The organism is Pseudomonas sp. HN2-3 (genome assembly GCF_020691745.1).
GTDB lineage: Bacteria > Pseudomonadota > Gammaproteobacteria > Pseudomonadales > Pseudomonadaceae > Aquipseudomonas > Aquipseudomonas capeferrum.
This window is the reverse complement of sequence record NZ_CP085704.1, coordinates 1,517,555-1,544,523: the sequence shown is the minus strand read 5'-3', so window position 1 is coordinate 1,544,523 and position 26,969 is coordinate 1,517,555. Positions and strand designations below refer to the sequence as shown.

Genomic DNA, 26,969 nt, shown 5'->3' with positions numbered 1-26,969 from the left:
TTGGTATTCGAGCGGCGCGCCAATCCCGTCCAGCGCCAGCCTGACGGTTTCTGCTGTTCCCGTGGCCTTGGGCACCAATGGCCAAGTGAAACTGCGCGGCACAGGCTTGGCTTTTACCTCAAGCTGCTGGTAGCCCATACCGCTGGCCTGTGCGACGTTGTATTTGTTGCCATAGGCCCTGACCCAGCCGCCGGACTTGCGCTCATCCAGGCGCAGTTCACCCATGCGGCTGCGCAACGAACTCAACTCCCCGTACCACACGGTTGGTGCCGCGCTGTACAGGGCAAGCACCGACGCTGTGCCCGGGCTGATCACTTTGCTGGCGCCGTCCAGGAACCAGTCGTTGCCCCGCTGTACCAAGTCGTATGAAAAGGCGCCGAGGTCGACCGGCCCATCGCGCAACGAAAATTGCGCATCGCCAGCAGCCGCGTGCACCAGTTGCAAACTATTAGCCGCGTCAGCGGGCTTTTTCAGAGTAGATAATAATCTTCATGGCTACACCTATATGAGAGTTTGACTTCCACGATCACGTGCAGGCCAGCCGCCCCCTCGACTGGCCGACGGCACGCTTATAGATAACGGTGTACTAAAGGGTCGACTGATCTGCCAACCGATCAATTGGATCGTAACCGTAACTGCCGACTTCCCCTCCCTCAGGCAGTTCAACACTGACGAGACGCCCCAAAGGGTCGTAGCCAAGGATACGACCGGCTTCATCCCGAACAAGATTGCCATCGGGGTCGTACTCAAGAACAATGTCCTGACGTGCCAGGGTTTCAACTGTCCCCTCTGAAAGTTCCCAGCGCCCGGCGGCATTAACATACTTTTCGCCGCGCAATTTCGTCACCTCAAGGCCCGTCAATTGTGCCGGGTCGTCCGGGTTGTCGAATGCGTAAACAACATCGATACGCCCATCGGCATGCCAGGTGCGCACTTCCTCGATATTATCAAGGTCATCCAGGTAGAAGTCCTGAGATTCAATGACCACACCGTAAGGATCGACGGGGGATAATGGCCCCTCACTGGTGTAATACACGAGCCTGGCCCGCGCGTCGTATTCGAAGTGTTCCTCACGTAATAACGCGTTCTCCGCCGGTTTGTTTCCAATGTCCGTCAGTGCCTTGCGCACGATGGCATCAACCACACTGTATTCCTGCTCCAGTTCTTGTACGGCATCGGTAAAAATAAAGCGCCGCAGATGCTCCCGCTCGAAATCATCATATTCCAACTCGGTCGTCAGGCGCTGACCTGCACCCTCATCGCCCTCCACCGTGGTGAAACGCCGAGTGCGCCCGAGTTCGTCATATTCAAATACGCTGGACGTTGCCCCCAGAGAGGTCTTCTCGAGCCGCCCCTTGTCGTCGTACTCATAGGACTGCAACTGCCCCAGCACATCGGTATAGGCCACGAGACGACCGCGCAGGCTGTGCACATAGTGCATCTCGAAAGGTGCTTCCTGCCCCAGCGTGCGCGTTTCCGATTTAAGCTCGCCGTTGGAGAAATACTCACGCGCCAGCCCTTGGAACTGGGCCGGATTCAGCGCTCGCCCCTCCATTTCGGGCTGTTCGAGGCAGGATATTAACCTGGCGTTCTGCGCATCATATTCGTACCGCGCATTGACGTTCGCGTCGACAAGGCGCCGCCCCAAAGGTTCTTCACCCAATGGTGGCGCATACTCATACTCGATCATGTGCTGTTTCGGCGTCTTCACGAACCTGGGCTGACGCTGACCATGCTCATATTGCATGGCCCGGCGGCGCCCTCCGGTGATCGAAACGATCATCCGATCAAGGCCGTCGAACAGTTGATGGCCCAGCACGCTTTCGGTTGCACCATCCTGATGGACAACCTTGATCAGGGTCGGTAAGTCCTCACCACTGTGTGCTGCATAGTCGCGATGCACCACTGCACCATTGGCCAGGGTGTGGTCTACCAACCTGTCAAAAGCATCACGGGTGAACGTCACCTGCTCGCCACGGGCGTCGACCTCACGCGCCAGGCGGCCCAGGCCGTCATGGAAGGATTGATCAACACTGTACGGTTTGCCGTCGGTGTAGAAACGCTCCACCCGAGCAGGCTCGCCGAAGCGGTTCAACCAGGTTACCGTTTCGCCGGTGAGCGTCTCGCCGTCAGCCGACTCGCGATACTGCGTCACCACCGGCCCATTGCGCCACTGGGTACTGCCCTGCTGATCGATTCGCTCGTGAACGCGCACCCCGTCCGGGCCGATGACACAGCACGGCTGCCCCCATCCGTCGTATTCATACCGGGTCATCAACTTCAAGTTCTTGCGCTCCAACCAGTCGTACTCGACCTCCTCGACCTTGTTGCCCAAGGCATCGAACGCCACCGTAAAACTGATGCGCGGGGCCTTGCGAGCAAGCGGAGTCAGGCCGAAGTCAGTATCCTGGCGCTCTTCCCGGACCTCACGGCCGAGGCCATCGACATAACTCCAGGTGACGACCCCTTTGACGTCCTCTTGCGTCTGCACCGCCTGTTGGCCTGGAGCAGCCGCCAGCGCGTAGGTGTAATGACGACTCGCTTTGTACTTGGAATCGTTCGGTGACACGGTCTCACGTAACACTCTGCCCACCCGATCGTAGAAGTAGCTGATTTCCACGTCGTTATCGTCACGATTGAGCACCGGCTCGCCAATGAGCACAGATTGCAGCAGTGTCAGTTCCTTGCGCGTATCACGCACACCCTGCTCATCCCCATGATCCTGACCATGATCGAACCCTTCGAGGGTCTCGGTGGTCCTGACAACCGGGTGGCCGACCTTATCGTCTTTATCGTAGTGGAAGGTGTCTTCGACATAGACATACCCCACCTTGGTCACCGCCTCGCCATGGCAGCGTTCTTCGCTCTGTCGCCGTCCGTAACTCAAGCGGTCAGCCGCATCCTGGTAGTACCTGGTGGTGGTTTCGCGCAGCGTCGTGCCATCGGTATCGCGCACCAGCGTTTCACGCTCAGGCAACCATTCACCGCCAGCAAGGTTGTCCAGAGGCGCCAGCACGTAGTACGCATAATCGGTCCGCAGAACATCGGCGCCTGCTTCGCCGTCAGTGGCGGGATACACCCAGTTTTTTTGCGGATGTTGAACGAACCCTTCAGCATCGGCGGGGTAGTATTCATGCACCGTACGAATACCGTTGGCTTGGGTCTCCTCGGTCAGGTTGCCGAACGCGTCGTAGTCGGTGGTGACGTTTTCTTCCCGATACTGCCGCGGATCATTCGCCAGGCTCCAATGCTTTGTCATGACGTGGGGTAGCTGGAACTTTTCCGGCTGGTTTTCGAAACGCTGGCCGGCCACTTCGTGGTAGGTGGTGCTGACGGTTTCGACGCAGTCGTCCTGGCGCGTGACCTGTTCGTTCAACAGATGGAAGCGGTTGAACGTTCGGGTGATGGTGCGTGCGTCGACTTCGGTCGGGTTGCCGGCGTCATCCGGCTCGCCGGGCACTCTGTAGCGGGCGGTGGAGGTGTATTGGTAGCGGTTGCCGACGAGCTTGTACAGGTTGTCCAGGCCATCGTCCCTCCAGACGATGCCGGTGCCACCGTAGCCGAGGAAGTTCTCCGGGCTGTAGTCGTACTCGGTGACCATTTCTGGCTGGCCAGCACCGGGTTGCACCACATGCCGTTCGACGTTGGGCAGCCAGCGCGTCAGGCCATCGGCAGCCGGCGGGAAGCGATGCCCTTGGGTACGGTAGTAGACCCGCTCGGTTCCACCGAGGGGGTTGTCCACCCTGCTGACGCAGCGCAGGTTGCCAAAGCGCTGATACTCGAAGTGCCAACTGGCCTGCTCGTCGGTCGGCAGCACCACATCGGTCAACTCGTCGGCACCGTTGCGCGACAGGGTGTAGCGGGCCCAGGGCTCGACCTCGGGGTCGTCGCTGGGGTGCAGGTCGAGCAGTACCTCGTGGTTGCTGCTGTAGTCGATGGCCAGCAGGTCGCGGCCACTGTCGTCGCTCACCCGAACCAGCCGTGGCCCGTCGACATCGCGCTCGTACTCCAGGGTCAAGCCGTGGCCCGAAGGCGCCAGCACGCGCACGGGCAAGGCAATATCCCGGTCGTTGTCCTGCGGCTCCAGCACCTCGACCAGGCCCGACTTGTGCACCAGGCGATAACGCACCCGCTGTTGGTCCGGTTCGCTTTCGTTATGGAAGTGGAAGCTCTCCAGTTTGCGCTCGGCGATCAACGGCTCCACACCCGGACCGTTGTCACTGACCTTGAAGCGCTCCCCGGAACCCAGGCTGAGCATGCTGGCGCGAATCTCGAACTGGCTGAGGTTCAACGCCCAGCCAATGCCAAAGCCTGAGTCCTGGTCGTTCATCGGGCTGAAGTTCAAGCGCAGGGGCAGGCGTGGGCCGCAGAGGTTGTTGCCGATCAGTTCGGGCAGTTGAATACCCAGGCTGTACTGGCCCGTGCGTGGGTCGACGCCATTCTCGATGAAGCTCATGAAGTTGAAGGCGTTGGAATGCACGGCCGAGTCAATGGCTGCTGCCTTCGCGCTACCCATCCTGAGTTCGAGCTGGTTGCGGCTGTCAGGTTGACCCTCAGGAAGGAAGTTGACATTCAACTGGTGCCGATTGCCCTGATGGTCGATCAAGGTGAAACGCATGACCCCTTCGAGGGACGAGCGATAGTCCCCACCGGGCGCCATGCCGTCGTACCAGTACGGCATGTCCCAGACCCTGTCCAGCGTCAACAGCAGGGTACCTTGAGCAAGGTCCTCGCCTGGCTTGAGGTTGTAATCCAGCTTGCCGTGGTAGTTCACGGCGCGCTCTAGCGTCAGCAGTTCCAAGGCCGACTCGTACGACACGCCCAACGGCACACCAGGTGAACCGGGTGGCAATACCGGCCTGAAGGCATACCCTACGTAACTGCAGAACGTTTCGGCGAGCTGCTCGCTCTCCCAACGAACGATCGACGCATGGTCGAAACTGACCTGGTAAAACCTGAGATTGCCATATTCCTGGGTGGCACCGGAGAGTTCCCAATAGTCAGTGGTGTACTTGTAATAGTTGAAGGTGTCCTGCCCGACGATCTTGCCTCCCTCCGAAGCAACCCGCCTGGGTTTGAATTCGTAGTTGTTCAGTGCCCAGAAAGGCGTTGGGCGCCCGGTCAACTCGACTTCACCTGCCTCCTTGCCGATGGTTCTTGAGTTCTGCGTACGGTTGTCATACCCCTTGAACTCGGCATGGAACTTCCTGATTTCGGCTTCAGTGCTTTGCACGTATACGCGCAAGGAGACCTTGCCTTCATCTGCCATGGGCTTGGCCGTCACCTGCCGAGCCCCTTGGTAATAGTCATAGCGATTGCGTGACTTGCTCCACCCCCAGCGCAGCCCTTGCGCCGGGTCCAAGCCCTCCCCCCCCTCCAGCACATACTCGATCGGGTTGCCGTTCTCCGCGAGCACCCGCAATGTGGACAGCTCAAGGTCGCTGACCGGATCCTTGACCAAGTCACCCTCGCTGTTGCGGAAGTCCTCAGTCTGGATGACGATATCCAGGGCGATCTGCTGCAACCCGTTGGCATAGGCCACGGTGCCGTTAATCGGCACGGGCGTCACCGTGAAGATCAAAACTTTCTTGTAGCGTTCACTGATCATAGAAACCTGCGCGTCCTCGCGCATCAGCTCGATGATGGCATACCCCGCATCACGGTCACGGATATTGGCCATGACCACGGCGACCGAGGTTGAAGGCGATTCCGGCGGCGTGTATACGCCTGAGTCAGGGTCGATGTGCCCCTCGCCGAACAAGAGCCAGGCATCGGCCTCGTCGTTTTGCACCTCGAAGGGCACCGAGCTGCCATGGGGCACTTTAGGCACGTGGAATGGCAAGACGTTCAGCACAGCCGGGTAGGCGAGAATCACCACCGTGACCTCGGCTGTGTCGCCGCTAATCCCATCAGTGAGACGGATGCGCTCCAACAGGACGGCAGGACTCTGCTCAGGCTCACGGGGCACATAGCTTAGCGAGCCATCGCTCTGGAGGGTCAATTCACCGTATAGCGTCGGTTCCCAGGTCAGGCCAGCATGACCCGCAACATTGAACTCAATCGCTCTTTCCCCACTACGCCATACCGCAACCCGTGGCGTGACTACCAAAGAATCGATAGATTCGACCACCAGCGCGGCATTGACGCTTCCGGGTTCTTCTTCGCCCAGCTGCGCACTGACCAGGATGACCTGACTTTCCCGTGCGAAGTGCGCAATATCCGACGCCTGGTACTGCCCCTGCGCATTGATTTGCCCGGTCGACCGAGGGTGGCTGATGTTCCTTGCCGTCCATTGCGCCACAGCCTGGCCTTGCACCTTGAAATCCGTGGTCTGTTCGCGGCCAAGGCGCGCTTGCATCGGCTCGACCTGACGCGTTGCGGAACTGGCCTCAATGCTCCCGAACACTACCCTGTCATGTGGGGTGTGCTCCTCCTTCATGGCAAACCGCCACGCCTTCGGCAAGCTCAAGTGCCGCAGCAAACGCTCGGCAAGCTCCCCAAGCTCCCCAAGCTCCCCAAGCAAAGGGACGCGCAACTGCTCGGCCAGCACCGTCACGCCTTGACTGCCATCGGGCAGCAGATAAGGAAACACGCCTGGCCCCGGCCATGTCCCGCCAAAGCGGCGGCCACGCAGGTCCAGTTGCACAATCGCGGCCCCATCACCTTCACGCCCCGTGCCCTCTGGTGCAGCCTGGGTGCGCACATTGAGGCCACGCACAGCGAACGCATCCTGCCCGGTAAGCTCACAGGTCAAGAGCACGAACTGATGGTTGAACACCTCATGCTTCGCCATTTCAGCCTGTATGAAGCGCCCCATGGCCCGCCGAGCCGTCTCGCTTTCACCCAGGTTGGTGACAAACTCTTCGGCTTGACTCAGGTCGAGCACCAGCCGGGCCTGATTGGCTGCAGGATCATCGACGGTCAGCAAGGCAACCGACATCTGCACGTGGTAGCCCATCTCTTCACGCAGGCCATGGCTGCTCTTGAGCCTGGGTGGCTGGGCGACAACCCGTGAATACGACGCGTATTCGCCAGAGATAAACGGCATGATCACCGTCAAGCGATTTCCTGCCCCCGAGACCCCAGCAAAGGAAAGCTGTGGTGGCCCCAGCACCAGCCCTTCGAACACTGCCTGGTCATTACGCTGACCGTCGGTAAAGTAGCTGCCAGTGATGTGCTCAAGAAAATTCGACTGGCTGAGGCCTTCGAGATAACGCAGCATGAGCAATTGCTCGAGCGGCTCACGGCCCAATGCCATGATCGCGCCCCAGCCATGCATGACATCACCCTCTTCCAGACGAGCCAGCAGGGCTTCCTTGGAATTGTTGATCATGATCATGCCCCTTTACTGTGGCAAGATTTGTCATGCGCCATCGCACTGGCCAAACGTAATTCGCCCCAGCCGAGAGTGCGTGGCGCTTGTGCGAGATGAACGAGCTTTTGCGAATGGGTCATTCTGGCCATGGTTCCTTCTCCAATGTTTGTCGCCCTGCTGCTCTTCAGCGCGTACTTGAACGTCCGCCGCGCAGCGTCAAGCGCAGTGAGCGCATTTCAAAATAATGGTATTTGTCGTCGAAACTGACATGTGCATGTACAGTCAAACTTTGATTGAGCATTTGCTGCTCAAGCAGATTCCTGGGTATTAGCAGTTCAAGGCCGTTGCGGACTTGCTGGGGGGTCACTTCAGCGTCCCATATAACCTCTTCCACCTCAGCGCGAAAAACGCCTGTGACCCACACCGTCACCCATTGCTTTTCGGCAATGAACACCCAGGGAGCGAGGGTGCAGCTTGCCCCGCTTGGGACGTCCCCCAGATACAAGTCGCTTCCCCTCGCGACCGGGCATTGAAGCTGCGGATACTGGGTGGGTTCAATAGGCAGTATGCGCAGCATGAAGTGCTCTGACTCGACATAGCTGCCGTCATCCCGCACCAGGCGATAAAACACCTTGAACCGCTTCGCCACGGCGTTTTCATTACGCTCCATGTTGGCCGCAATGCTGCCCGCACTTACGTGAAAGCGGCGTGGCTTGTTGGTATTGATCGGCTGGGTAACAATTTCCCGTCCCCGCTCGGCATGCCCCTCCCAGTGCACTTCGATGTGCTCATCTTTGAGAATGTCGACATCGTCAGGCACATCCACTAGTGCACCAGAGGTGACAAGGTAAGCTGCCAACAGACCACCGTCTTTTTCTGCCACGGCATTAAGCACTATCGGCGCTGGCAACTCCCGCGAGCGCAGCACTTGCACGGTCAGCAGCTCAGAGGCAAGGCTGCTGCCTTCGCGAGCGAACTGGTAACCGAGTGTCGCCGCTTGCCCCTGGCTGCTCATCAGCCAACGGGGTTCGAGGGTGAACACCAGGGCACCGCTGTCGATCGAACTTGGGTCAACACGCAACACCTGATACACATTGTCACTGGACAGCCAATACAGCAGCAGACGGTCCGAGACAGCCATGCCCTGATCCAGGTAAGGTGGAACCCTGATCGTCAAACCATCGCGAAAACGCGTAGGGTCCAAGGGGGCACCGGGCACGTGGCCATCCACGCTGGGCGCCGGCAGGCGATCTGGTAGGGTAATCTTCGAGTCCACGCGAAACCGCTGTACGGGCGATACGGCCGAACGGCCATCTTTGAAGTCAATGACATACTCGGCATCGAAGTACTCTCCCTCCAACCGGCGCACCCAGGTTGAGTCAACGGCGGCTTGCAAATGTTGGCCAGGAACCTCGACATTGAGGTTTTTTTTCCAGGTGATCGGGTCCCCGCGATTGTTCTTACCCGTTAGCGTTATCGCAACCCTATCGCCGGGTTGCATGGCCTGGTAGGGCGGTATTACCAGCGCCATGGAGGCGCCCAGCGCCCGCCAGGCAACGACGAGGTCATGCGACGGTGCGGCCAGGGCCACCGACAAGGTTTCGGCACTTGGCCGTGGCCGCACGCCCACATAGCAAAAACGCCGCATAGACTCCATGTCGGGCCGTTCTTCATGGAGCTGGTAGGAGTAAAACGCCCAGCCACCGGCAGCGCTTTGCACTTCATCATTGCCAATGGTGTACAGCACACCCACGGTTGGATCGACACCACTAGGGACACGGAAAGGGTCTCTGAAATAGTCAAAGCTCTCCCCACTGGGCGCAGCTCCCACCCAGCGTGGAAAAATCAGATCCCCCGCCTTGATGCCGGGATAGTTGATGTATGTCCTCAACGTGTCGGTGCCCAACGCGAGCAAGTCGACTTCATCGTAACGCGTCAACCCTTCTATTTCAGGTTTGGGCAGGTCATTGTTGTGTGGGCGTGCATCACGAAGTGTCGTGGATGCAGACGCACGCTTAAACCAGTGGGCGAAGTTACGGATGAGCGTCATGCCGCATTACTCCATCATGCAAAAAACGATTAGTGGCGGAGCGGTTGCAGGCATTAATAGCGAATCGGCCAACGCGCGACAACTAGCATAATTAACAGGTCGACGGCGCCCACCCGTACCGAAACACAAACGGGTGACACCTGATATTTTTGACAGGTGCGCGGCACTGCGCATTGCCCTAGGCTCAGGACAGGAAGGGTACGTGAATCCAACGATATCCAAGATATTCAGGAGCGTGTTCATGACAGGCAAGAAGGACACACAGGCCACGGGCGTTATTATCATCAGGGAATCAACAGAAAGTAACGACTTCTGCTCCCTGCATATTCCGGACGCCGGCAGCAATCAAACTGTCGTATTGAGAATGAACCAAGGGGACTGTAAAGACAAAGACCCTCGCTTCATTGAACTTAACAGTTTTCCGTCGGCAACAAAGATCCTCCTGACCCGAAATGATAATGGCACGCCGGACGATGCCAGTTGGTGGATTGAACTCAAGACCACACGCAACAATGCCGCATTGGACAATGAAGAAATTACTTACCTGAACACCTATGACGTTGGCAGTTTCATCGAACAGGGTATCGGGGTCATGGTGATTGCCAAGCATGGCACCATCCAGCGCGACGAACTTCGCAGTGTGCGCGTCGTTACCTCGGCCGCGCCGCCGCGCGCTGAGCGTCTGCAGCGCTAATGCTCATCTTGAATGGGAGATGACAATAATGTTCTTGAATTCCAATGCGTTCAACTTCATGAGTTTCGTCCAGAACAACGTCGATCCGCGCACGGGCCAATACAACCTGGGCATCGAACTCCCCGAACTGATCGGCAACAACCTCTGCGGCCCACGCCTGCCCCTGCGCTTGAACTTCAGCCCGATGAACGACCAGGACTCAGGCTTTGGCATTGGCTGGGCATTGAACCTCAGCCAGTTCGAGATTCGCGCCAGCATGCTCAGCCTGGGTTCCGGGGAGCGCTTCAAGGTCAGTGACAACGGTCCGGGTGTGGAGCCGTTGATCGCCGAGCGCAAACTGGAGAGCTTCCACTTCCATAACGAAAGCGAACCGGACCAACAGCGGGTGCGTTATCGCCTGGTGCACAAGTCGGGCCTGGTCGAGGTGCTGGAGCCGCAGGACAACGACCGGGATATTGCCTTGCCCGTGCGCGTGCTGGCGCCTTCGGGCCACGGCTTGACCCTGGAGTACGAGCGCGATGTCGACGGGCCACGGCTGGTTCGGGTGAGCGACGACAGTGGCCGCGACCTGCTGGCCATCGACTACAGCAGCAACCACGAGGTACTGCTCGACCTGCACCCCAGCGACGACCCCGAGGTCGAGCCCTGGGCCCGCTACACCCTGTCGCGCAACGGTGCCGACGAGTTGACCGATGTGGTGCTGCCGACCGACGAGCAGGCCAGTTGGCACTTCGAGTATCAGCGCTTCGGCAACCTGCGCTGCGTCAGCAGGGTGGACAACCCCCTCGGTGGAACCGAGCGGGTCTACTACCGTACCCGAGGGCATCGCTTCCCGCCGGCTGCCGATGGCATGACGCGCTGGCTGCCCAACGTCGAACGGCATGTGGTGCAACCCGGTGCTGGCCAGCCAGACATGGTCACCGAGTACGACTACAGCCCGGAGAACTTCCTCGGCTACGGTGGCACCGGCATCGTCTGGAGGGACGATGGCCTGGACAACCTGTACAAGCTCGTCGGCAACCGCTACCAATACACCTCCACCGCCCGCTACAGAGTGCCCGGCGAGCCGGATGACGCCGGCAACCCGACCGAAGTCGACGCACGCACCATCACCCGAACGTTCAACCGTTTCCATCTGTTGAACGAACAGGTCACGCGCCAGGACAACTGCGTCGAAACCGTCAGCACCACCTACCACGAAGTGGCCGGCCAGCGTTTCGAAAACCAGCCGGAAAAGTTCCAGCTACCCCACGTCATGACAAAGGTCTGGAGACTGGCGAATGATTCGCGGAAGTATCGGGAAGAAAACGTCACCACCGACTACGACGCGTTCGGCAACCTGACCGAGGAGATCCAAGCCAACGGCATCCGTACGGTCAATACCTACCACCCGGCCAATCCGGAAGGTTTCGTCGGCACTCTGGAAAGCCTGACGGTATATCCAGCCGACTGCTCGGTGGAGCCAGGTCACGAGCCAGCACAAACTATTCGCGTCCGTTATCAATACCGCCAGCTCGCACCTCTACCGCCTGCGCAGGGGTACAAAGCACAGGAAGACTGGTTGCTACGCAACGAGGAAGAGATCTTCCAGGTATTGATCGACAATGAAAGCAAAGAGCAGGAGCAATCGCTGCAAAAGACAGAATGCGGGTATTTGGAGGACAGCAGCAATGCGTTCCTGTATGGCCGCATGGACCATCAGTCAACGACCCTGAATGGCACCACCGCTCGCAGTCAATGGAAATACAAACGGCTGGATGACGAAGCCGGGCTGCCCACGCTGCTGTCGACCGAGCATACCTATACAGCCCCAGGCGGCACCCTACAGCGCAAGATCGAACAGATCCAGCATGTCACCACCGGTGGCTTGTATCAGCAACAGGACCTCAACGGCGTCATCACCCGCTACCGCCACGACAAGCTCAACCGGATGCAGGAAGAAACCGTGGGCGCAGACACCACCGAGGCCGCAACGCGCCACTACGCGTACCGTCTGCTCAACCAGAACGATCGTGGCCAGGCTTTCGAAGAAGCGACCGACGTCAAAGGCGTACTCACCCGTACTTATCTGGACGGCGCTAGCCGTACACTGCGCCAGGAACTGCAAACCCTCGACGAAAACAAGCAACCGCAGACACTGCCTGTGCACTACCAGGCACGCTATGACCCTCTAGGAAACCAGGCCGGCGAGACCCTTTACGACCACTACACACAAGACGGTGAAGAACGGGTAGTGGCAGTAGACTTCAGCTTCAGCTACGACGGCTGGGGCCAGCGCTGCAAGGTCGAGCGACCCGATGGTGTAATCGAACACCGGGACTTCTCACCCTTCGGCGCCAATGGCAACCGTATCCAGACATGGATCACCAGCGCCAAAAAACCGACGCTTAAGCGCCGACAGCAGGTCAGTGAGTTCAACCGGTTTGACAAGCCCGTGTATGAGTATCGCCTGGACGGCAACCGCGAAGTTGGCCGACACGACTACCATTACGACGGGCTTGGCCGCAGCACGAAGGAGACGCTCGCACTCCAAGGCAACCTCGACGCGCCCACCCTGCGTTCGACCCATTACCATTACGATGCCTGGGGCCGCATGCACAAGACCCAGCGCCCCGATGACAGCCTGCTGGAGCGGCAATTCGCGGCGCACAGCCTCAGTGAGCTGACCACGCTGTTCCAGGTGCGCAAAGCTGCCAACGGCGTTGCTCGGCCTGTCTGCAAACGTGAATACGATGGCTTGGAACGTCTTGAGAAAATCAGCGTAGGGCCACGGGTAGAAGACTACACGTACCAAGGCTCTCAGACCCTGGTCCATCAGCGCACCGCCTACCGCATGGAAAACGGCAACCCCGGCCAGGACAAGCGCGTCATTACCTATGGCTACAAACCTCAGCTGACCGAACAACCGCAGACGATCGAAACGACTCGCCAGCAGGGCGGCAAAGGGACGGCAGCCAACCTGGCAAGCTTCGACTACGAAGAAAGTGCGGCGATCACGAGTGCCAAGGAAGATACCCAAGGGACGCGCAGCTACACGTACACCCCACTGGGCTATCTGCTCCAGGAAAAATGGGACAGCAAGGACAGCACCGGCTATCACGTCGACTACGCGCACTCGCCGCAAGGTCGCCTGCTGTCGCGCCAGGACAGTGACGGCAAGGCAGTCGTGCATGCGTATGACGCCCAGGGGCGAATTGCCCACACTCGCCAGCAGTCATTGAAAGCCGCATTCAGCTACGACGAAGAGGGGCTGCTTGAAAGCACCGAAACGGTCGATGAGGCCAGTGGCCGCCGCGTGCTGTGCTCGCTGCAACACGACACCCTCGGCCGCGAAGTAAAACGCACCTTGAGCGTTGACGGCGGCGTGGCCCATGAGTTGCATCTGGTGTGGCGAGATGACGACCTGCTGCTTGAGCGCCGCCTGGAGAAAGACGGCACCGTGTTGCTCAAGGAGAACTTCGAGTACGACGCGCTCAACCGCCTGGCCTTCCATGACAGCGAAGGCACCCTGCTGCCTTGCAACGCCAAAGGCCGGCCGATCATCAGCCAGCAGTTCGATTTCGACGAACAAGATAACTTGACCCGTTGCCGAACCTGGTTCGACGATGGCGAACAGGATGACGCCGACTTCACCTACCTGGCCGATGGCAGCTTCCAGCTCGCCGCAGTGGCCCACACGCTGGTTACCGATTACCCGGCCCGCCAAGCCTTCAGGTATGACGAACTGGGCAATGCTCTCAATGACGAATGGGGGCGGCGCCTGGTCTATGACAGTGTGGGGCGCTTGCAGGAAGTACGCGACGCCGATGACGACGACCAGGTCCTGGCCAGTTATCGCTATGACGGCCATGACCAGCTGTATGCCGCGCGCTACGGCACCGCAGCCGAAGTACTGCGTCGCTACCAGGGCAACCAGGTCGACCGCACCGTGCAGGACGGCCTGCTGACCCACTACCTGTACCAGAACGAGATGGCGCTTGGCCTCAACCAATGGCGAGGGGACCAGTTGCAGGACAGCCGTCTGCTGCTCAGCGATGCCCAAGGTACTGTCCTCGCCGAATATGACGCCGACGGCTTGCGGCCGAAACAGGAGGCTACCGGCGAACTGCACCCGACCACGTACAGCGCCTATGGCGAACGCCCGGAAGATAACGGCCTGCGCACACTGCTTGGGTTCCTCGGCGAGTTGCGCGACGAGCTGTTCGGCTGGTACATGCTGGGCCGAGGTTATCGCGCCTACAACCCCAGCCTCATGCGTTTCCACAGCCCCGATTCGCTCGCCCCCGAAGAGTCAGGCATCAACCCTTACCTGTACTGCCTCGGCGACCCGGTGAACTGGCGTGACCCCACCGGCCATCGCAGCGCCTATGGCTATGGCAAGGAAAACCCCACCGACCGCAGCTACCACCCGCCTTACATCGATCCAATCGAGAGACCGAAAGGAGGTTGGGCGCAATGGCTTGGCGTAGGTATCGCAGGATTGTTCCTGGTGATTTCCGTCGTGACGATGCCTTGGACTGCGCCCTTGAGCATTGGCTATGTCGTCGCCATTGCCGGGCTCGGCATGCAGGCGGCGGGTCTCGGGTTGCAGATCGCGGCGATAGATACCGATGATGAAAACCTGGCGAATACGTACTACATGCTCGCGAACGCGTTGCAGATCGTGGGGGGGCTGATGTTCGGGATTGGGCGAGGGATGGCTCTCAAGGTAGTGAAGGAGCTAAAGCATTGGACCAAACACCCACTTATGCAGCCAGGCTCTAAATTTAAGCTACCACGCCCTAAATTTAGTTCACCGCGCTCGCCGATAAAGCTATCAACAACGGGAGGAGATCCCATCATTACTAGGGGTACTCCCATGAGTGCTCAGACTACAGCAGGCAATTCAAGTGTTCGCTCAACCTCCAGTCAGGTGTTCAAGAACATGGAAAATAATACGCAATGGCGGAGCCTCACTACCAAAAACAGGGCAATTTATTCACCTGGAACACCGGGAGAATTCTACTTCACCTTACCCACTTCCGGGGCATCTGGGGCACCTTGGGCTCCCGTCACTAGACCCTGGAGTTTTTCTTTACTAAACGCCTTGTCCTCCCTTTAACTTTTACTCTAATCCGCTCTTGATTCCCTGCCGCCTTTAGCGGCAGGGGATTTCCCCCGTCTTAACCTGCAAGCCGCGACAGTACAGATGTTCCGCTCCTCAGAACAGAATTTTCCTACATCCCCCGCCTCCCCATCCTTCATATCCTCTGGCCATCAGCTCACCCCCCTGCCCAACGTCTTGAGCAGTTGAATCGACCAGGAAAGCTCCATGCCACAGCTTGAACGGCGCAGGCCACTGCCGTCGCGTCCGCGTTTTGCCTCGCTTTTGCCCATTGCCGGTGGCGGACTGCTGCTGGCCTTCGCACCACCGGCACTGGCCACAACCGCCCCGGCGCAGTTCCACACTGCCTTCATGCGTCAGGCCCCCGGCCAGCCACAGGACGCCGGTCAACAGGCGCTGCAGGGGTTGCAGGCGAACACCCCGCTAGCCGCAGGACGCTACCGGGTCGAGCTGCTCGTCAACCTGGGTTCGGCAGGCCAGCACGAACTGGACTTCCACGCCCCCCTTAACGGCCAGGGCCTGCAAGCGTGCCTGAGCGCCGACCTGTTGCGTGAACTAGGGCTGCGCGAGCAGGCCCTGGAGGTGCCACTGCCCAGCGACGCGAGTTGCATCGACTTGCCAAGCCTGGTGCCGCAAGCGGAGGTGGACTTCAACCCCGCGCTGCTGCGCTTGAGCATATCGATTCCACAAATCGCCCTGCGCCGCGACATCAGCGGGCAGGTGCCCGTAGAGCGCTGGGACCCAGGCATCAACGCAGCCTTCGTCAACTACCAGGCGTCCGCCCAGCACAGCCGCGGTCGAGGTGGCAGCCGCAGCAGCCAGGACCTGTACCTGAGCAGCGGCCTGAACCTGGGCGCCTGGCAGTTGCGCAGCAACCAGGCATTGCGCCAGGACCACACTGGCCAACACAGCTGGACCCGCAGCAGCACTTATGCCCGCCGCGACTTGCCGGCCTTGCGCGCCAGCCTGACCCTCGGCGAAACCTTCACCAACAGCGAAGTATTCCGCAGCCTACCGTTCAAGGGCGCGCAGATGGCTTCGGACCACGAAATGCTCCCCGATGCCATGCAGAGCTATGCGCCGGTCATCCGCGGCGTGGCACAAACACGCGCCAAGCTGGAAGTGCTGCACAACGGGTACCCGATCTACGCCACCTACGTCGCGCCAGGCCCCTATGCAATCGACGACCTGAGCGTCGGCGCCGGCCACGGTGAGCTAGAGATCGTTCTCACCGAAAGCGATGGCCAGGTGAGCCGCTTCACCCAACCCTATTCGTCACTGGGCAACCTGCTGCGCGAAGGCATCTGGCGCTATACCGCCAGCCTCGGCCGCTACAACGGCGCCGAACACATCGACTCCCCCAAATTCTGGCAAGGCACCTTTGCCCGCGGCGGTGCCTGGGACACCACCCTGTACGGCGGCGCGATGAACAGCGACTATTACCGCGCCGGAGCCTTCGGCCTGGCACGCGATTTCGGTTCGATAGGCGGCTTGTCGTTGGATGTCACCCATGCCCGTAGTGACCTGGGCAGCAGCCTCGGCCAGGTTACCGGCAACAGCTTCGCCATGCGCTACGGCAAAAGCTTCCAGACCAACACCAACCTACGTTTCGCTGGGTATCGCTATTCCACCGAAGGGTACAGAGACTTCGACGAAGCCGTGCAACAACGCTACGCCGCCGCCGATTACCTGGGCAACCGCCGCAGCCGCCTCGAGGCCTCTGTCTATCAGAACCTGGGCAAGCGTGGCTCGTTGAGCCTGACCCTGACCCAGGACGATTACTGGAACAGTAACTTCCAGCGACGCCAGTACCAGCTGCAGTACAACACCCAGTACAGCAACTTGGGTATCAACTTTTTTGCCTCCCAGACTTTAAGCAGCAACCGCGCCGAAAACAGGCTGTTCGGCGTGAGTTTTTCACTGCCGCTGGATTCACCACGCTATCGCAGCGCGACCTTCGACGTGCGCCGTTCCAATGGCGCCTATAACCAGCGCGCAAGCCTGGGGGGCAGCCTCAACGACAAGAACCTGGATTATCGCCTCTCGGCCAGCAACGACGAGCAGCAACGCAAAAGCGCCGAACTGTCACTCGGCTACCTGGGCGAACAAGTCAGCCTTGGCGCCGGTTACACGCAAGGTGCCGACTACAGCAGCGTATCGGTGAATGCCAGTGGCGCCCTGCTGGCCCATAGCCAAGGGCTGACACTGGGCAACTATCTGGGCGAAACGGCTGCCTTGGTGCATGTCCCGGACATCGCCGGCGTTGGCGTGCAGAACACCGGCAAGGCGCGCACCAATAGCGATGGCTACCTGTTGGTCCCACACTTGCGGCCCTACCGCAGCAACACGCTGATCCTCGAAACCGATGATCTGGGCCCGGACGCGATCATCGAAACCGGGACCCTGCAAGTGGTGCCGCAGCGCGGCGCGCTGGTCAAGGCACGCTTCGAGGCACGGCGGGTGACCCGCCTGGTGCTTACCTTGCAACAGCCCGATGGGCGCCCAATGCCCTTCGGTTCGGTGGTCAAGGATGAGCAAGACCAGACATTGGCGGTAGTCGGCCAGGCAGGCCAGGCCCTGGTCGCCATCGAGGCGCCGCAGCAGACACTGCACGTGAGCTGGACCAACCAGCAGACGCCGCACTGCCAGATACACATCAATCTCGAAGACATGCACCAGGATGGCGGTTATTACCTGCAAACCGTGCAGTGCCAGCCTCAATGACCCGATCACGCTCTGCGGATAGACTCCCATGCACATTACTTCACGCCCACGTTTTCGCCCCGTATCCCTGGCAGCTTACGCGCTCCTGCTGTGGCCGTTCGCACAGGTTGCGCTGGCTGACTGCACCTATGATCCCGGCCATTCTGGCCCGATAAACTATGAAGTGGACATGGGATCAGTATGGATGCCCCGCGATGCACCGAATGGCACGGTCATTGCCACTGCAAGCCCACTGTTGGAGGCGCGCACCCGCCTGATGTGCCACTTTGAAAGTGGCAGAGAAGTGTTCGCCATATTGACCAATACTGCCCCTATCGCCGTACTGTCCACGCCGTTGGCGGGCAATAGCGCCCGGCAGATCCCTATTCTGCAAACCAAGATTCCCGGTATTGGGGCAACGATTGAGGTAGGTGAACCTTTCGATGGCAACGCGGTGAGCTACTCGAATCGATTCAGCGCCGACCCAGGCACGCCGAACGCCATTCCTTACTCCGGCGCCATGCGCAAACGCACGCCCAGCCCCGCGCAGATGTACTGGTTCAAACCAACGGTAACCTTGATCAAGATTGGCCCCATCGCACCCGGGCCACAGCGTATCGACGAAGAAATGTTCCGCGGCATCATCGATATGCGAGGCGATGTCATGGATTTCAGGCTCAGGGCCACGATCAATCATGCCCAGTGCACACTCAGGCCCGATGCGGTCAGTGCCGACCCCGTGCAACTCGGTGACCATACGCTGGCCGACTTCACCGGGACGGGCTCGACCACCGTGAAAGTGCCCTTTCACATTCGCCTGAACGACTGCCAGGATGACAGCTCAGGCAGTGTGGCCATGGCGCATATTCGCCTGGACGGCGCCCGAGGATCGAGCAGCCTGGACCGGAGCCAGGGCTTGTTCAGCCTGACCAGCAACTCGACAGCCAAGGGAATTGGTATTCAGCTGCTACGCGATGACGGGTCGAGCATGCTGCTGGAAGAGGAAGTGCCAGTGAAGAGGCTGGCAATCGGCGAGACTCGCCTGGACTTCCAGGCTCGCTACTATCAAACAGATTCGAAAGTTGAGCCTGGCCTGGCTGAAGGCGCACTGAACTTCACCATCAGCTACAAGTAAATGCGCCCCCTGTCCAGTGCTGCCAGGCAGCACCGGACAGGATAAAAACCCAAACGACAAAAACGACAGAAGGGACTTTCGTCCCTTCTGTCGTTTACGTGTTTGGAGCGGGAAACGAGACTCGAACTCGCGACCCCGACCTTGGCAAGGTCGTGCTCTACCAACTGAGCTATTCCCGCATTGTGAAGCTTTACCGCTACCGGCGTGAACGCACTGAAGACCTTCACCACCACTGTACCGCATAGACGCCACAGTATTTAAACTGGAGCGGGAAACGAGACTCGAACTCGCGACCCCGACCTTGGCAAGGTCGTGCTCTACCAACTGAGCTATTCCCGCAAATGGCGTCCCCTAGGGGACTCGAACCCCTGTTACCGCCGTGAAAGGGCGGTGTCCTAGGCCACTAGACGAAGGGGACACACAACACTTTTCAGTGCGCCAGGTATTGAACCTCACGATTCAGCCTGGGCTTTCTTTTCCTGCCCCGCCGTTAAGCGTTGCCGGAGAAACTGGAGCGGGAAACGAGACTCGAACTCGCGACCCCGACCTTGGCAAGGTCGTGCTCTACCAACTGAGCTATTCCCGCAAATGGCGTCCCCTAGGGGACTCGAACCCCTGTTACCGCCGTGAAAGGGCGGTGTCCTAGGCCACTAGACGAAGGGGACACGCTGCAAGCATTTACATGCTGCTTTCACTTCCTGCCGCGTTCCGCTGTGTGCTTTACGCTGCAAGTGGCGCGCATTCTATGGATGCGACGGGGAGCCGTCAACCCCTTTGTAGAAATTTATTTAAATCAATGACTTCGGTCCATCTGAGTGCCCCTGCCAAGGAGTACCCGAGGTTTGGCGTTGATTTTCTGACGGCACCTCGGCAAGCTCGGTATCAATGTGCCGGCATCCGGTAGCGCTATTGTAGTTATAGGGCACGTGGCCGATATAAAAAGAGATTTGCCTGCCAGGGCCTCTCGCGGGCAAGCCTGCTCCTACACTGATGCATAACTTCTTCATGAGGCATTAACGGTGACACCACTTCTGATCACCCTGCTCATCGTGGCGGGTATCGCGTTACTGATCGTGATCGGCTACCTCAACAATGTGGTCGAAAACAGCAAGCTCGAACGCGCGCGGCTGAAAGTCGAGCTGGCCGATCGCTTGCGTCGCTGTGGCGAAATCACCGAGACCTTTCCCGGCCAGTTCATGACCCCGGCGCTCAAACTGCTGCTGACCCGCCTGGAGCTGAACCTCAACCAGCGGCAGTTGGCGGTGGACAAGCACAACGCCGAGCTCAAGGCGCGGATTGCCGAACTCGAAGGCCTGATTGCCCTGGGCGAAAAGATCCCGGTGAACAACCCCCCCAACCCGATCCAGGCCGAGGCCAAGGCCAAGGACGTGCGTTTTCTGCTTGAAGCGCTGCACAACCAGGTAGCCCGCGCCGCCCAGGAAGGCTTCCTGCCCGCCAGCGAGGCCAAGCAATGGGTCAAGGAAGTCCGTCATATCCTGGTGCTGTTGCACATCGAGTTCTTCAACAACCTTGGCCAGCAGGCCCTGCAGAAGGGCCAGCCGGGCCAGGCGCGCCTGGCTTTCGAGCGTGGTGTGCAGTACCTGCGCAAGCAGCCGGAGCCGAAAGTGTATGAAGAGCAGTTGACCTACCTGGAGAAACTGCTGGCCCGCGCCAATGCGCAGGTGCTGGACCAGATGGAGCCGGCACAGAACGAGCAGAATGAATTGAATGAAGGTCTCAAGACCGATGAGGAAGAGACCTGGAAGAAAAAAGCAATGTACGACTGATTCGGTAATCCTGTACCGCTCCCACAGGGGCCGGTACAGGCAAACCCACTCAGCAGTCGGTCAATTCCAGGAAGATCGCCACCAGGCGCTCCATACCTTGCTGATCATCCTCACTGAAACGCCCAAGCTTCGGGCTGTCCAGGTCCAGCACGCCAATCAACCGCCCCTCTTTCACCAACGGGATCACCAGCTCGCTGTTGGACGCACTGTCACAGGCAATGTGCCCCGGGAACGCGTGCACATCCTCGATCCGCTGGGTTTGCCGCGTAGCCGCCGCTGCACCGCACACACCCTTGCCGAACGGAATCCGCACACAGGCCACCTGCCCCTGGAACGGCCCGAGCACCAGCTCATCGTTACGGTTGAGGTAGAACCCCGCCCAGTTCAGGTCATCCACCTGGTTATACAAGAACGCCGAAAACTGCGCGGCGTTGGCGATGAAGTCACGCTCGTCGGCAAACAGCGCCTGCACTTGCGCAGCCAGCAGGCGGTAGCCGTCAAGGCCGGTACCACTGGCATTGAGGTCGATCATTTATTTCTGCTCCAGCAATTGCAGCCCGACCCAGTAGCGGGCGAACTGATAGGCACAACGGCCATTACGGTTGCCGCGGCCGGTGGCCCAACGCACGGCGAGGATGTCCAGGGCTTCGTCACGCTGCCAACTCAGCCCGGCAGGGCGCGCCAACTGGCCGATCCAGTGTTCGACCACGTTGAGGAAGTGGTCTTGGGTGAAGGGGTAGAACGACAGCCACAGGCCAAAACGGTCAGACAAGGCGATCTTGTCTTCCACCGCCTCGCTGGGGTGGAGCTCGCCATCGACCCGCTTCCAGTTCTCGTTGTCGCTCTCTTTCTCGGGCACCAGGTGGCGGCGGTTGGAGGTGGCGTACAACAGGACATTGTCCGGAGCCTGCTCCAGCGAGCCGTCGAGGACGCTCTTGAGCACCCGGTAGTCGCCCTCACCGGCTTCGAACGACAGGTCGTCGCAGAACAGGATGAAGCGTTGCGGCAGTTTCTGCAGTTGCTCGACTACCCGCGGCAGGTCGGCCAAATGGTCACGTTCGATTTCGATCAGGCGCAGGCCGGCACCTGCGTGCTCGGCCAGCAGGGCGCGCACCAGCGACGACTTGCCGGTGCCGCGCGAGCCCCACAGCAGCGCGTGGTTGGCCGGCAGGCCGTTGATGAACTGGTGGGTGTTACGGCCCAACTGGTCACGCTGCTGGTCGACGCCAATCAGGTCGGACAGGCGAATGTCCAGGCTGACTTCCAGCGGCATCAGGTAACCGCTGCGGCCATCGCGCTGCCAGCGGGCGGCCAGAGTGGTGTGCCAGTCGATGTCCGGGCGCAGTGCCGGCAACAGGGGTTCGAGGCGCGCCAATACCGATTCGGCGCGGTCCAGGAAAGCAATCAAGCGGGCGTCCATGACGACTCCTACACATTCAGATTCGGGGCGGCAATAGCCGCCAGCAGCCGGGGTTGATCGGCTATGCTTGCGCAGCGCAAGGGACGAGAAACCGGCTCGGGACTCATGGATATAAAGTTCACCAATCGCCTGTCATACAAGCAAGCCCGGTTGACAGTCCTGGTCGGCTTCATCCTGGGAACATTGCTCAGTCTCATCCAGATCGGCATCGATTATGCCAGCGAAGACGCGTCCATCAACCGCGAAGTGCGTGCACTGCTGCAAATCAGCCACAACCCGGCTTCACGCATCGCCTACAACATCGATGCGGAACTGGCCCTGGAGCTGACCCGCGGCCTGCTGCAATCGCCGGCGGTGGTCCGCGCGCGGCTGATCGACAACAACGACACCGTGCTGGCCGACGTCGAGCGCCCGCGCCTGGAAGACCGCTACCGGCCGCTGAGCGACTTTCTGTTCGGCGAACAGCGCCAGCTGCAGGACCGCCTGTTCCTTGCCCACATGCCCGAAGAATACCTTGGCACCCTGTACCTGGATGTCGACACTTATGCCTTCGGCAGCCGCTTCCTCGACCGCGCCGGCGTCACCCTGCTCACCGGTTTTGCCCGCAGCCTGGTGCTGACCGGCATTCTGCTGGCGCTGTTCTACATGATGCTGACCAAGCCGCTGGTGAACGTGATCGGTGCGCTCAGCGCCAGCGACCCGCGCAAGCCACGGCAAACCCGGCTGGAATGCCCCCACGGCCACGAGCACGATGAAATCGGCGTGCTGGTCAAGGTCGCCAACCAGCAGTTCGTCAGCATGGCCACCGAGATCGAGCAGCGGCGCACCGCCGAGAACCGCCTGACCCAGTACCTCAACGAGCTGGAAGACATCGTTTCGGCGCGCACCGACCAGCTCAAGGCCAGCAACAGCAGCCTGAGCCAGTCCAATCAAGAGCTCGAAGAAGCCCGCCGTCGCGCCCTCGACATGGCCCAGGCGCGGGCGGCCTTCCTAGCCAACATGAGCCATGAGATCCGCACCCCGCTCAACGGCATGCTCGGCATGATCGCCCTGGCCCTGGACAGCCCGCTGCCCAACGAGCAGCGCCAGCAGATGACCATCGCCCACGACTCGGGCAAGGTGCTGGTGGAGCTGCTCAACGATATTCTCGACCTGTCCAAGTTCGATGCCGGCCAGCTGGAACTGGAGCGTATCGCCTTCGACATGGGCTCGATGGTCGAGGACACCGCCAACCTGCTGTCACAGAACACCGCACAAAGCGTCGAACTGACCTGCCTGATCGCCCGCGACTTCCCCAGCAGCGTGCTCGGCGACCCGACACGGGTGCGCCAGGTGGTCAGCAACTTGTTGTCCAACGCGCTCAAGTTCACCCGTTTCGGCCGCGTCGACATACGTTTGGCAAAGATCGTCGGCGGTGTGCGCCTGGAGGTTCGCGATACCGGCATAGGTATCCCGGAAGAGGCCCAGGCGCGGATCTTTCAGCCGTTCACCCAGGCAGGCGCCGGCATTACCCGCCAGTACGGCGGCACCGGCCTGGGCCTGGCCCTGACGCGCAACCTGTGCAAGGCCATGCACGGCCATCTGCATATTCAGTCCGAGCCGGGCTTTGGCAGCCGGTTCAGCGCAGAGTTGCCGCTGACCGTCCACACCGAGGCTATCCCGCCCGCGCTGCTGCAGGGGCGTGTGGTGGCCTTGAGCAATGCCGGCAGCGGGCTGCATGAACTGTTGCAAGACCTGTTACCCGCCTGGGGCCTGGCGTACCAGCGCCATGACAGCAGCGCAGGCCTGGATGCCACGCAGATCGACCTGCTGATCACCGATGACCTGGAGCATCTGTTCGAGCTGCGCCCAGCGATGAAAACGCCCCTCCTGCTGGTGACCGCCTATGGTAATTTCCTCTCCAGCGAGCAGTCCGTCAGCCTGGCGCCTTTGCATCAACTGGCCCGGCCACTGGCCCGCAACGCCCTGTACCAGACCCTGCGGCGCACCCTTCAAGGCCATGAGCCCGAGCACCCGCTGGCCAACCCGAGCACGGCTGCGGAACAAGGCCGCGCGCGGATTTTGCTGGTGGAGGACAACCCGGTGAACCAGCTGGTGGCCAAGGGCATGCTGGCCAAGCTCGGCTGCCAGGTGCAAGTGGCCAGCCAGGGTGCCGAGGCCTTGGAATGCCTGGAGCAGGACGAGTTCGACCTGGTGCTGATGGACTGCAACATGCCGGTGATGGATGGCTACGAAGCCAGCCGACGCATTCGCCAGAGCGGGCGCTGGCCTGAGCTGCCGATCGTCGCGCTGACCGCCAACGCCATGCCCGAGGAGCGTGAGCGCTGCCGCGCCGCAGGCATGAACGACTACCTGGCCAAGCCGTTTCGCCGCGAAGAGCTACTGGCACTGGTCGATCACTGGGTGCCCGTCAGCGGCTGAGCAGGCGCTCGATATCCGCTTCCAGGGCCTGCGGCTTGGTGGTCGGCGCATAGCGCGTGACCTGGCCGCTGGCCGGGTCGAGCAGGAACTTGGTGAAGTTCCACTTGATCTTCTGGCTGCCCAGCAGGCCCGGGGCACGTTGCTTGAGCTCGACGAACAGCGGGTGCGCACCGGGCCCGTTGACCTCGACCTTGCGAAACAACGGGAAGCTCACGCCGAAATTGCGCTCGCAGAACTGCGCGATTTCCCTCGCTTCGCCCGGCTCCTGCTTGCCGAACTGGTTGCAGGGAAAGCCCAGTACCACCAGGCCACGCTCGCGATAGTGCTGCCACAGCTGCTCCAGGCCCTTGTATTGAGGGGTGAAGCCGCACTGGCTGGCGGTGTTGACCACCAGCAGGGCCTTGCCTGGGAAGTCACCGAGTTTCTTGTGCTCGCCGCCCAATGTCACGCAGGGGATATCCAGCATCGATCCAGCCATGTTCGGGCTCCGGTCAGTCGCGCGGTTGCAGGTCGATGCACACCGAGTTGATGCAGTAACGCAGGCCGGTCGGCGGTGGGCCGTCGGGGAACACGTGGCCCAAGTGGGCATCACAGCGGGCGCAGGTGACTTCGGTGCGGATCATGCCGTGGGTAGTGTCGCGGATTTCGATCATCGCGCGGTCTTCGATCGGCGCGTAGAAGCTCGGCCAGCCGCAGCCGGAATCGAACTTGGTCTGGGCATCGAACAGCGGCAGGTTGCAGCAGATGCAGTGGTAGATGCCGTCGCGGCGCTCGCTGTTGTACTTGCCACTGAACGGGCGCTCGGTACCTTTCAGGCGGCACACCTGGTACTGCTCGGGGTCGAGCATCGACTGCCATTGTTCAAGTGTCTTGTCGATCTTTTGCATGTAGGGACCTCGGCAGGCTTAATTTCACCCCGCGCCGTCTTTTCCGTAACGCGGGTGGCACGTATATTAGTTGGCTTCGTGTGCCAGGCGTTCAGTCTGGCACCCGCGCCCTGCCCTTTCAAACCTTTCGACGGGGCGTTGCGCGTATTCTCAACCGGGACCCCATCATGCAGTTCAGCAAATCGAACAAGCTCGCCAATGTCTGCTACGACATTCGCGGCCCAGTGCTCAAGCACGCCAAACGCCTGGAGGAGGAAGGCCACCGCATCCTCAAGCTGAACATCGGCAACCCGGCGCCGTTTGGCTTCGAGGCGCCGGACGAAATCCTTCAGGATGTGATCCGCAACCTGCCCACCGCTCAGGGCTACAGCGACTCCAAGGGGTTGTTCAGCGCGCGCAAGGCGGTGATGCAGTACTGCCAGCAAAAAGAGATCGAAGGCGTCACCATCGAGGACATCTACCTGGGCAACGGTGTGTCCGAGCTGATCGTCATGTCGATGCAGGCACTGCTCAATAACGGCGACGAAGTGCTGATTCCGGCCCCGGACTACCCACTGTGGACCGCTGCGGTGAGCCTGGCTGGCGGCAAGCCGGTGCACTACCTGTGCGACGAGCAGGCCGACTGGTTCCCTGACCTTGAGGACATCAAGGCCAAGATCACGCCGAACACCAAGGCCCTGGTGATCATCAACCCGAACAACCCGACCGGCGCGGTTTACTCCAAAGAGCTGCTGCTGGGCATGCTGGAGCTGGCACGCCAGCACAACCTGGTGGTGTTCTCCGACGAGATCTACGACAAGATCCTCTACGACGAAGCCGTGCACATCAGCACCGCCTCGCTGGCGCCAGACCTGCTGTGCCTGACCTTCAACGGTCTGTCCAAGTCGTACCGGGTGGCGGGCTTCCGCTCAGGCTGGCTGATCATTTCCGGGCCCAAACACCACGCCCAGAGCTACATCGAAGGCATCGACATGCTGGCCAACATGCGCCTGTGCGCCAACGTGCCGGCCCAGCACGCCATCCAGACCGCCCTGGGCGGCTACCAGAGCATCAATGACCTGGTTCTGCCACAAGGCCGCCTGCTGGAGCAGCGCAACCGCACTTACGAGCTGCTCAATTCGATCCCCGGCGTGAGCTGCGTGAAGCCGATGGGCGCGCTGTATGCGTTCCCGAAGATCGACCCGAAAGTGTGCCCGATTCACAACGACGAGAAGTTCGTGCTCGACCTGCTGCTGTCAGAGAAGCTGCTGATCGTACAGGGCACGGCGTTCAACTGGCCGTGGCCGGACCACTTCCGAGTGGTGACCTTGCCGCGGGTAGATGACCTGGAGCAGGCAATCGGGCGGATCGGGAACTTCCTCAAGGGTTATTCGCAGTAAATTCCGGCGCGTTCGCGGGGCAAGCACGCTCCCACTGATGCAACCCCGCACCTGAGGGTTGTGGAATTCCGGTG

Annotated in this window: 13 protein-coding genes, 5 tRNA genes and 1 pseudogene; 7 read left to right on the top strand and 12 right to left on the bottom strand. The window is 60.3% G+C overall.

Features of this window, described 5'->3' with window-relative positions:
• Positions 1-117: 117 nt before the first annotated feature.
• From LJX93_RS07000 to LJX93_RS06990, 3 genes and pseudogenes are all read right to left on the bottom strand, one after another.
• Positions 118-450, bottom strand: a pseudogene (locus tag LJX93_RS07000) (autotransporter outer membrane beta-barrel domain-containing protein); the annotation flags it as partial.
• A gap of 136 nt (positions 451-586) precedes the next feature.
• Positions 587-7,333, bottom strand: coding sequence for an RHS repeat domain-containing protein (locus LJX93_RS06995; protein WP_227696880.1), 6,747 nt, complete (start codon positions 7,331-7,333; stop codon positions 587-589).
• 166 nt (positions 7,334-7,499) lie between these two features.
• Positions 7,500-9,365, bottom strand: coding sequence for a hypothetical protein (locus LJX93_RS06990; RefSeq protein ID WP_227696879.1), 1,866 nt, complete (start codon positions 9,363-9,365; stop codon positions 7,500-7,502).
• Between the two features lie 241 nt (positions 9,366-9,606).
• Here LJX93_RS06990 and LJX93_RS06985 point away from each other — a divergent pair, with 241 nt between their 5' ends.
• From LJX93_RS06985 to LJX93_RS06970, 4 genes are all read left to right on the top strand, one after another.
• Positions 9,607-10,059: a hypothetical protein gene (locus LJX93_RS06985; RefSeq protein ID WP_143500831.1), complete on the top strand. Its 453-nt coding sequence runs from the start codon at positions 9,607-9,609 to the stop codon at positions 10,057-10,059.
• 28 nt (positions 10,060-10,087) lie between these two features.
• Entirely contained in the window at positions 10,088-15,160 is a 5,073-nt protein-coding gene (locus tag LJX93_RS06980; RefSeq protein WP_227696878.1) for an RHS repeat-associated core domain-containing protein, read from the top strand.
• A gap of 210 nt (positions 15,161-15,370) precedes the next feature.
• Positions 15,371-17,887 carry a fimbria/pilus outer membrane usher protein gene (locus LJX93_RS06975; RefSeq protein ID WP_227696877.1) on the top strand — a complete coding sequence of 839 codons (2,517 nt, stop codon included), beginning with the start codon at positions 15,371-15,373 and terminating at the stop codon, positions 17,885-17,887.
• Between the two features lie 28 nt (positions 17,888-17,915).
• Positions 17,916-19,001: a fimbrial protein gene (locus LJX93_RS06970; protein ID WP_033700598.1), complete on the top strand. Its 1,086-nt coding sequence runs from the start codon at positions 17,916-17,918 to the stop codon at positions 18,999-19,001.
• A gap of 103 nt (positions 19,002-19,104) precedes the next feature.
• On the opposite strand, the gene LJX93_RS06965 is transcribed toward LJX93_RS06970, so the two are convergent.
• The 5 genes from LJX93_RS06965 to LJX93_RS06945 form a co-directional block, all read right to left on the bottom strand.
• Positions 19,105-19,180 (bottom strand) — tRNA-Gly (locus LJX93_RS06965).
• An 84-nt stretch (positions 19,181-19,264) separates the two neighbouring features.
• Positions 19,265-19,340: transfer RNA gene (locus LJX93_RS06960), tRNA-Gly, on the bottom strand.
• A gap of 3 nt (positions 19,341-19,343) precedes the next feature.
• Positions 19,344-19,419 (bottom strand) — tRNA-Glu (locus LJX93_RS06955).
• Positions 19,420-19,511: 92 nt separating this feature from the next.
• A tRNA-Gly gene (locus LJX93_RS06950) sits at positions 19,512-19,587 on the bottom strand.
• A gap of 3 nt (positions 19,588-19,590) precedes the next feature.
• Positions 19,591-19,666, bottom strand: a tRNA-Glu gene (locus tag LJX93_RS06945).
• Between the two features lie 354 nt (positions 19,667-20,020).
• On the opposite strand from LJX93_RS06945, the gene LJX93_RS06940 reads away from it, so the two are divergent.
• Positions 20,021-20,788 carry a hypothetical protein gene (locus LJX93_RS06940; protein ID WP_033700600.1) on the top strand — a complete coding sequence of 256 codons (768 nt, stop codon included), beginning with the start codon at positions 20,021-20,023 and terminating at the stop codon, positions 20,786-20,788.
• Between the two features lie 49 nt (positions 20,789-20,837).
• Here the strand turns inward: LJX93_RS06940 and LJX93_RS06935 are convergent, their stop codons facing one another.
• Both LJX93_RS06935 and LJX93_RS06930 read right to left on the bottom strand, forming a co-directional pair.
• Positions 20,838-21,320 carry a GAF domain-containing protein gene (locus LJX93_RS06935; RefSeq protein ID WP_033700602.1) on the bottom strand — a complete coding sequence of 161 codons (483 nt, stop codon included), beginning with the start codon at positions 21,318-21,320 and terminating at the stop codon, positions 20,838-20,840.
• Positions 21,321-22,208 (bottom strand): ATP-binding protein, encoded by an 888-nt coding sequence (locus LJX93_RS06930; RefSeq protein ID WP_033700604.1) that lies wholly within the window; start codon positions 22,206-22,208, stop codon positions 21,321-21,323.
• Between the two features lie 63 nt (positions 22,209-22,271).
• Between LJX93_RS06930 and LJX93_RS06925 the strand changes: the two genes are divergently transcribed.
• Positions 22,272-24,629 carry a response regulator gene (locus LJX93_RS06925; RefSeq protein ID WP_047583825.1) on the top strand — a complete coding sequence of 786 codons (2,358 nt, stop codon included), beginning with the start codon at positions 22,272-22,274 and terminating at the stop codon, positions 24,627-24,629.
• On the opposite strand, the gene LJX93_RS06920 is transcribed toward LJX93_RS06925, so the two are convergent.
• Positions 24,619-25,107 carry a glutathione peroxidase gene (locus LJX93_RS06920; protein ID WP_033700606.1) on the bottom strand — a complete coding sequence of 163 codons (489 nt, stop codon included), beginning with the start codon at positions 25,105-25,107 and terminating at the stop codon, positions 24,619-24,621. The genes LJX93_RS06925 and LJX93_RS06920 overlap by 11 nt on opposite strands.
• A gap of 13 nt (positions 25,108-25,120) precedes the next feature.
• Positions 25,121-25,516 (bottom strand): peptide-methionine (R)-S-oxide reductase MsrB, encoded by a 396-nt coding sequence (msrB, locus tag LJX93_RS06915; protein ID WP_033700607.1) that lies wholly within the window; start codon positions 25,514-25,516, stop codon positions 25,121-25,123.
• Positions 25,517-25,683: 167 nt separating this feature from the next.
• On the opposite strand from msrB, the gene LJX93_RS06910 reads away from it, so the two are divergent.
• On the top strand, positions 25,684-26,895 hold the full coding sequence (locus LJX93_RS06910; protein ID WP_033700608.1) for a pyridoxal phosphate-dependent aminotransferase: 1,212 nt from the start codon (positions 25,684-25,686) through the stop codon (positions 26,893-26,895).
• Positions 26,896-26,969 lie beyond the last annotated feature (74 nt).

Bases quoted from the DNA above. Each gene is read 5' to 3' on its own strand.
- LJX93_RS06995 (WP_227696880.1), bottom strand. From the start codon at position 7,333: ATGATCAACAATTCCAAGGAAGCCCTGCTGGCTCGTCTGGAAGAGGGT.
- LJX93_RS06990 (WP_227696879.1), bottom strand. From the start codon at position 9,365: ATGACGCTCATCCGTAACTTCGCCCACTGGTTTAAGCGTGCGTCTGCA.
- LJX93_RS06985 (WP_143500831.1), top strand. From the start codon at position 9,607: ATGACAGGCAAGAAGGACACACAGGCCACGGGCGTTATTATCATCAGG.
- LJX93_RS06980 (WP_227696878.1), top strand. From the start codon at position 10,088: ATGTTCTTGAATTCCAATGCGTTCAACTTCATGAGTTTCGTCCAGAAC.
- LJX93_RS06975 (WP_227696877.1), top strand. From the start codon at position 15,371: ATGCCACAGCTTGAACGGCGCAGGCCACTGCCGTCGCGTCCGCGTTTT.
- LJX93_RS06970 (WP_033700598.1), top strand. From the start codon at position 17,916: ATGCACATTACTTCACGCCCACGTTTTCGCCCCGTATCCCTGGCAGCT.
- LJX93_RS06935 (WP_033700602.1), bottom strand. From the start codon at position 21,320: ATGATCGACCTCAATGCCAGTGGTACCGGCCTTGACGGCTACCGCCTG.
- LJX93_RS06930 (WP_033700604.1), bottom strand. From the start codon at position 22,208: ATGGACGCCCGCTTGATTGCTTTCCTGGACCGCGCCGAATCGGTATTG.
- LJX93_RS06925 (WP_047583825.1), top strand. From the start codon at position 22,272: ATGCTTGCGCAGCGCAAGGGACGAGAAACCGGCTCGGGACTCATGGAT.
- LJX93_RS06920 (WP_033700606.1), bottom strand. From the start codon at position 25,107: ATGGCTGGATCGATGCTGGATATCCCCTGCGTGACATTGGGCGGCGAG.
- msrB (WP_033700607.1), bottom strand. From the start codon at position 25,516: ATGCAAAAGATCGACAAGACACTTGAACAATGGCAGTCGATGCTCGAC.
- LJX93_RS06910 (WP_033700608.1), top strand. From the start codon at position 25,684: ATGCAGTTCAGCAAATCGAACAAGCTCGCCAATGTCTGCTACGACATT.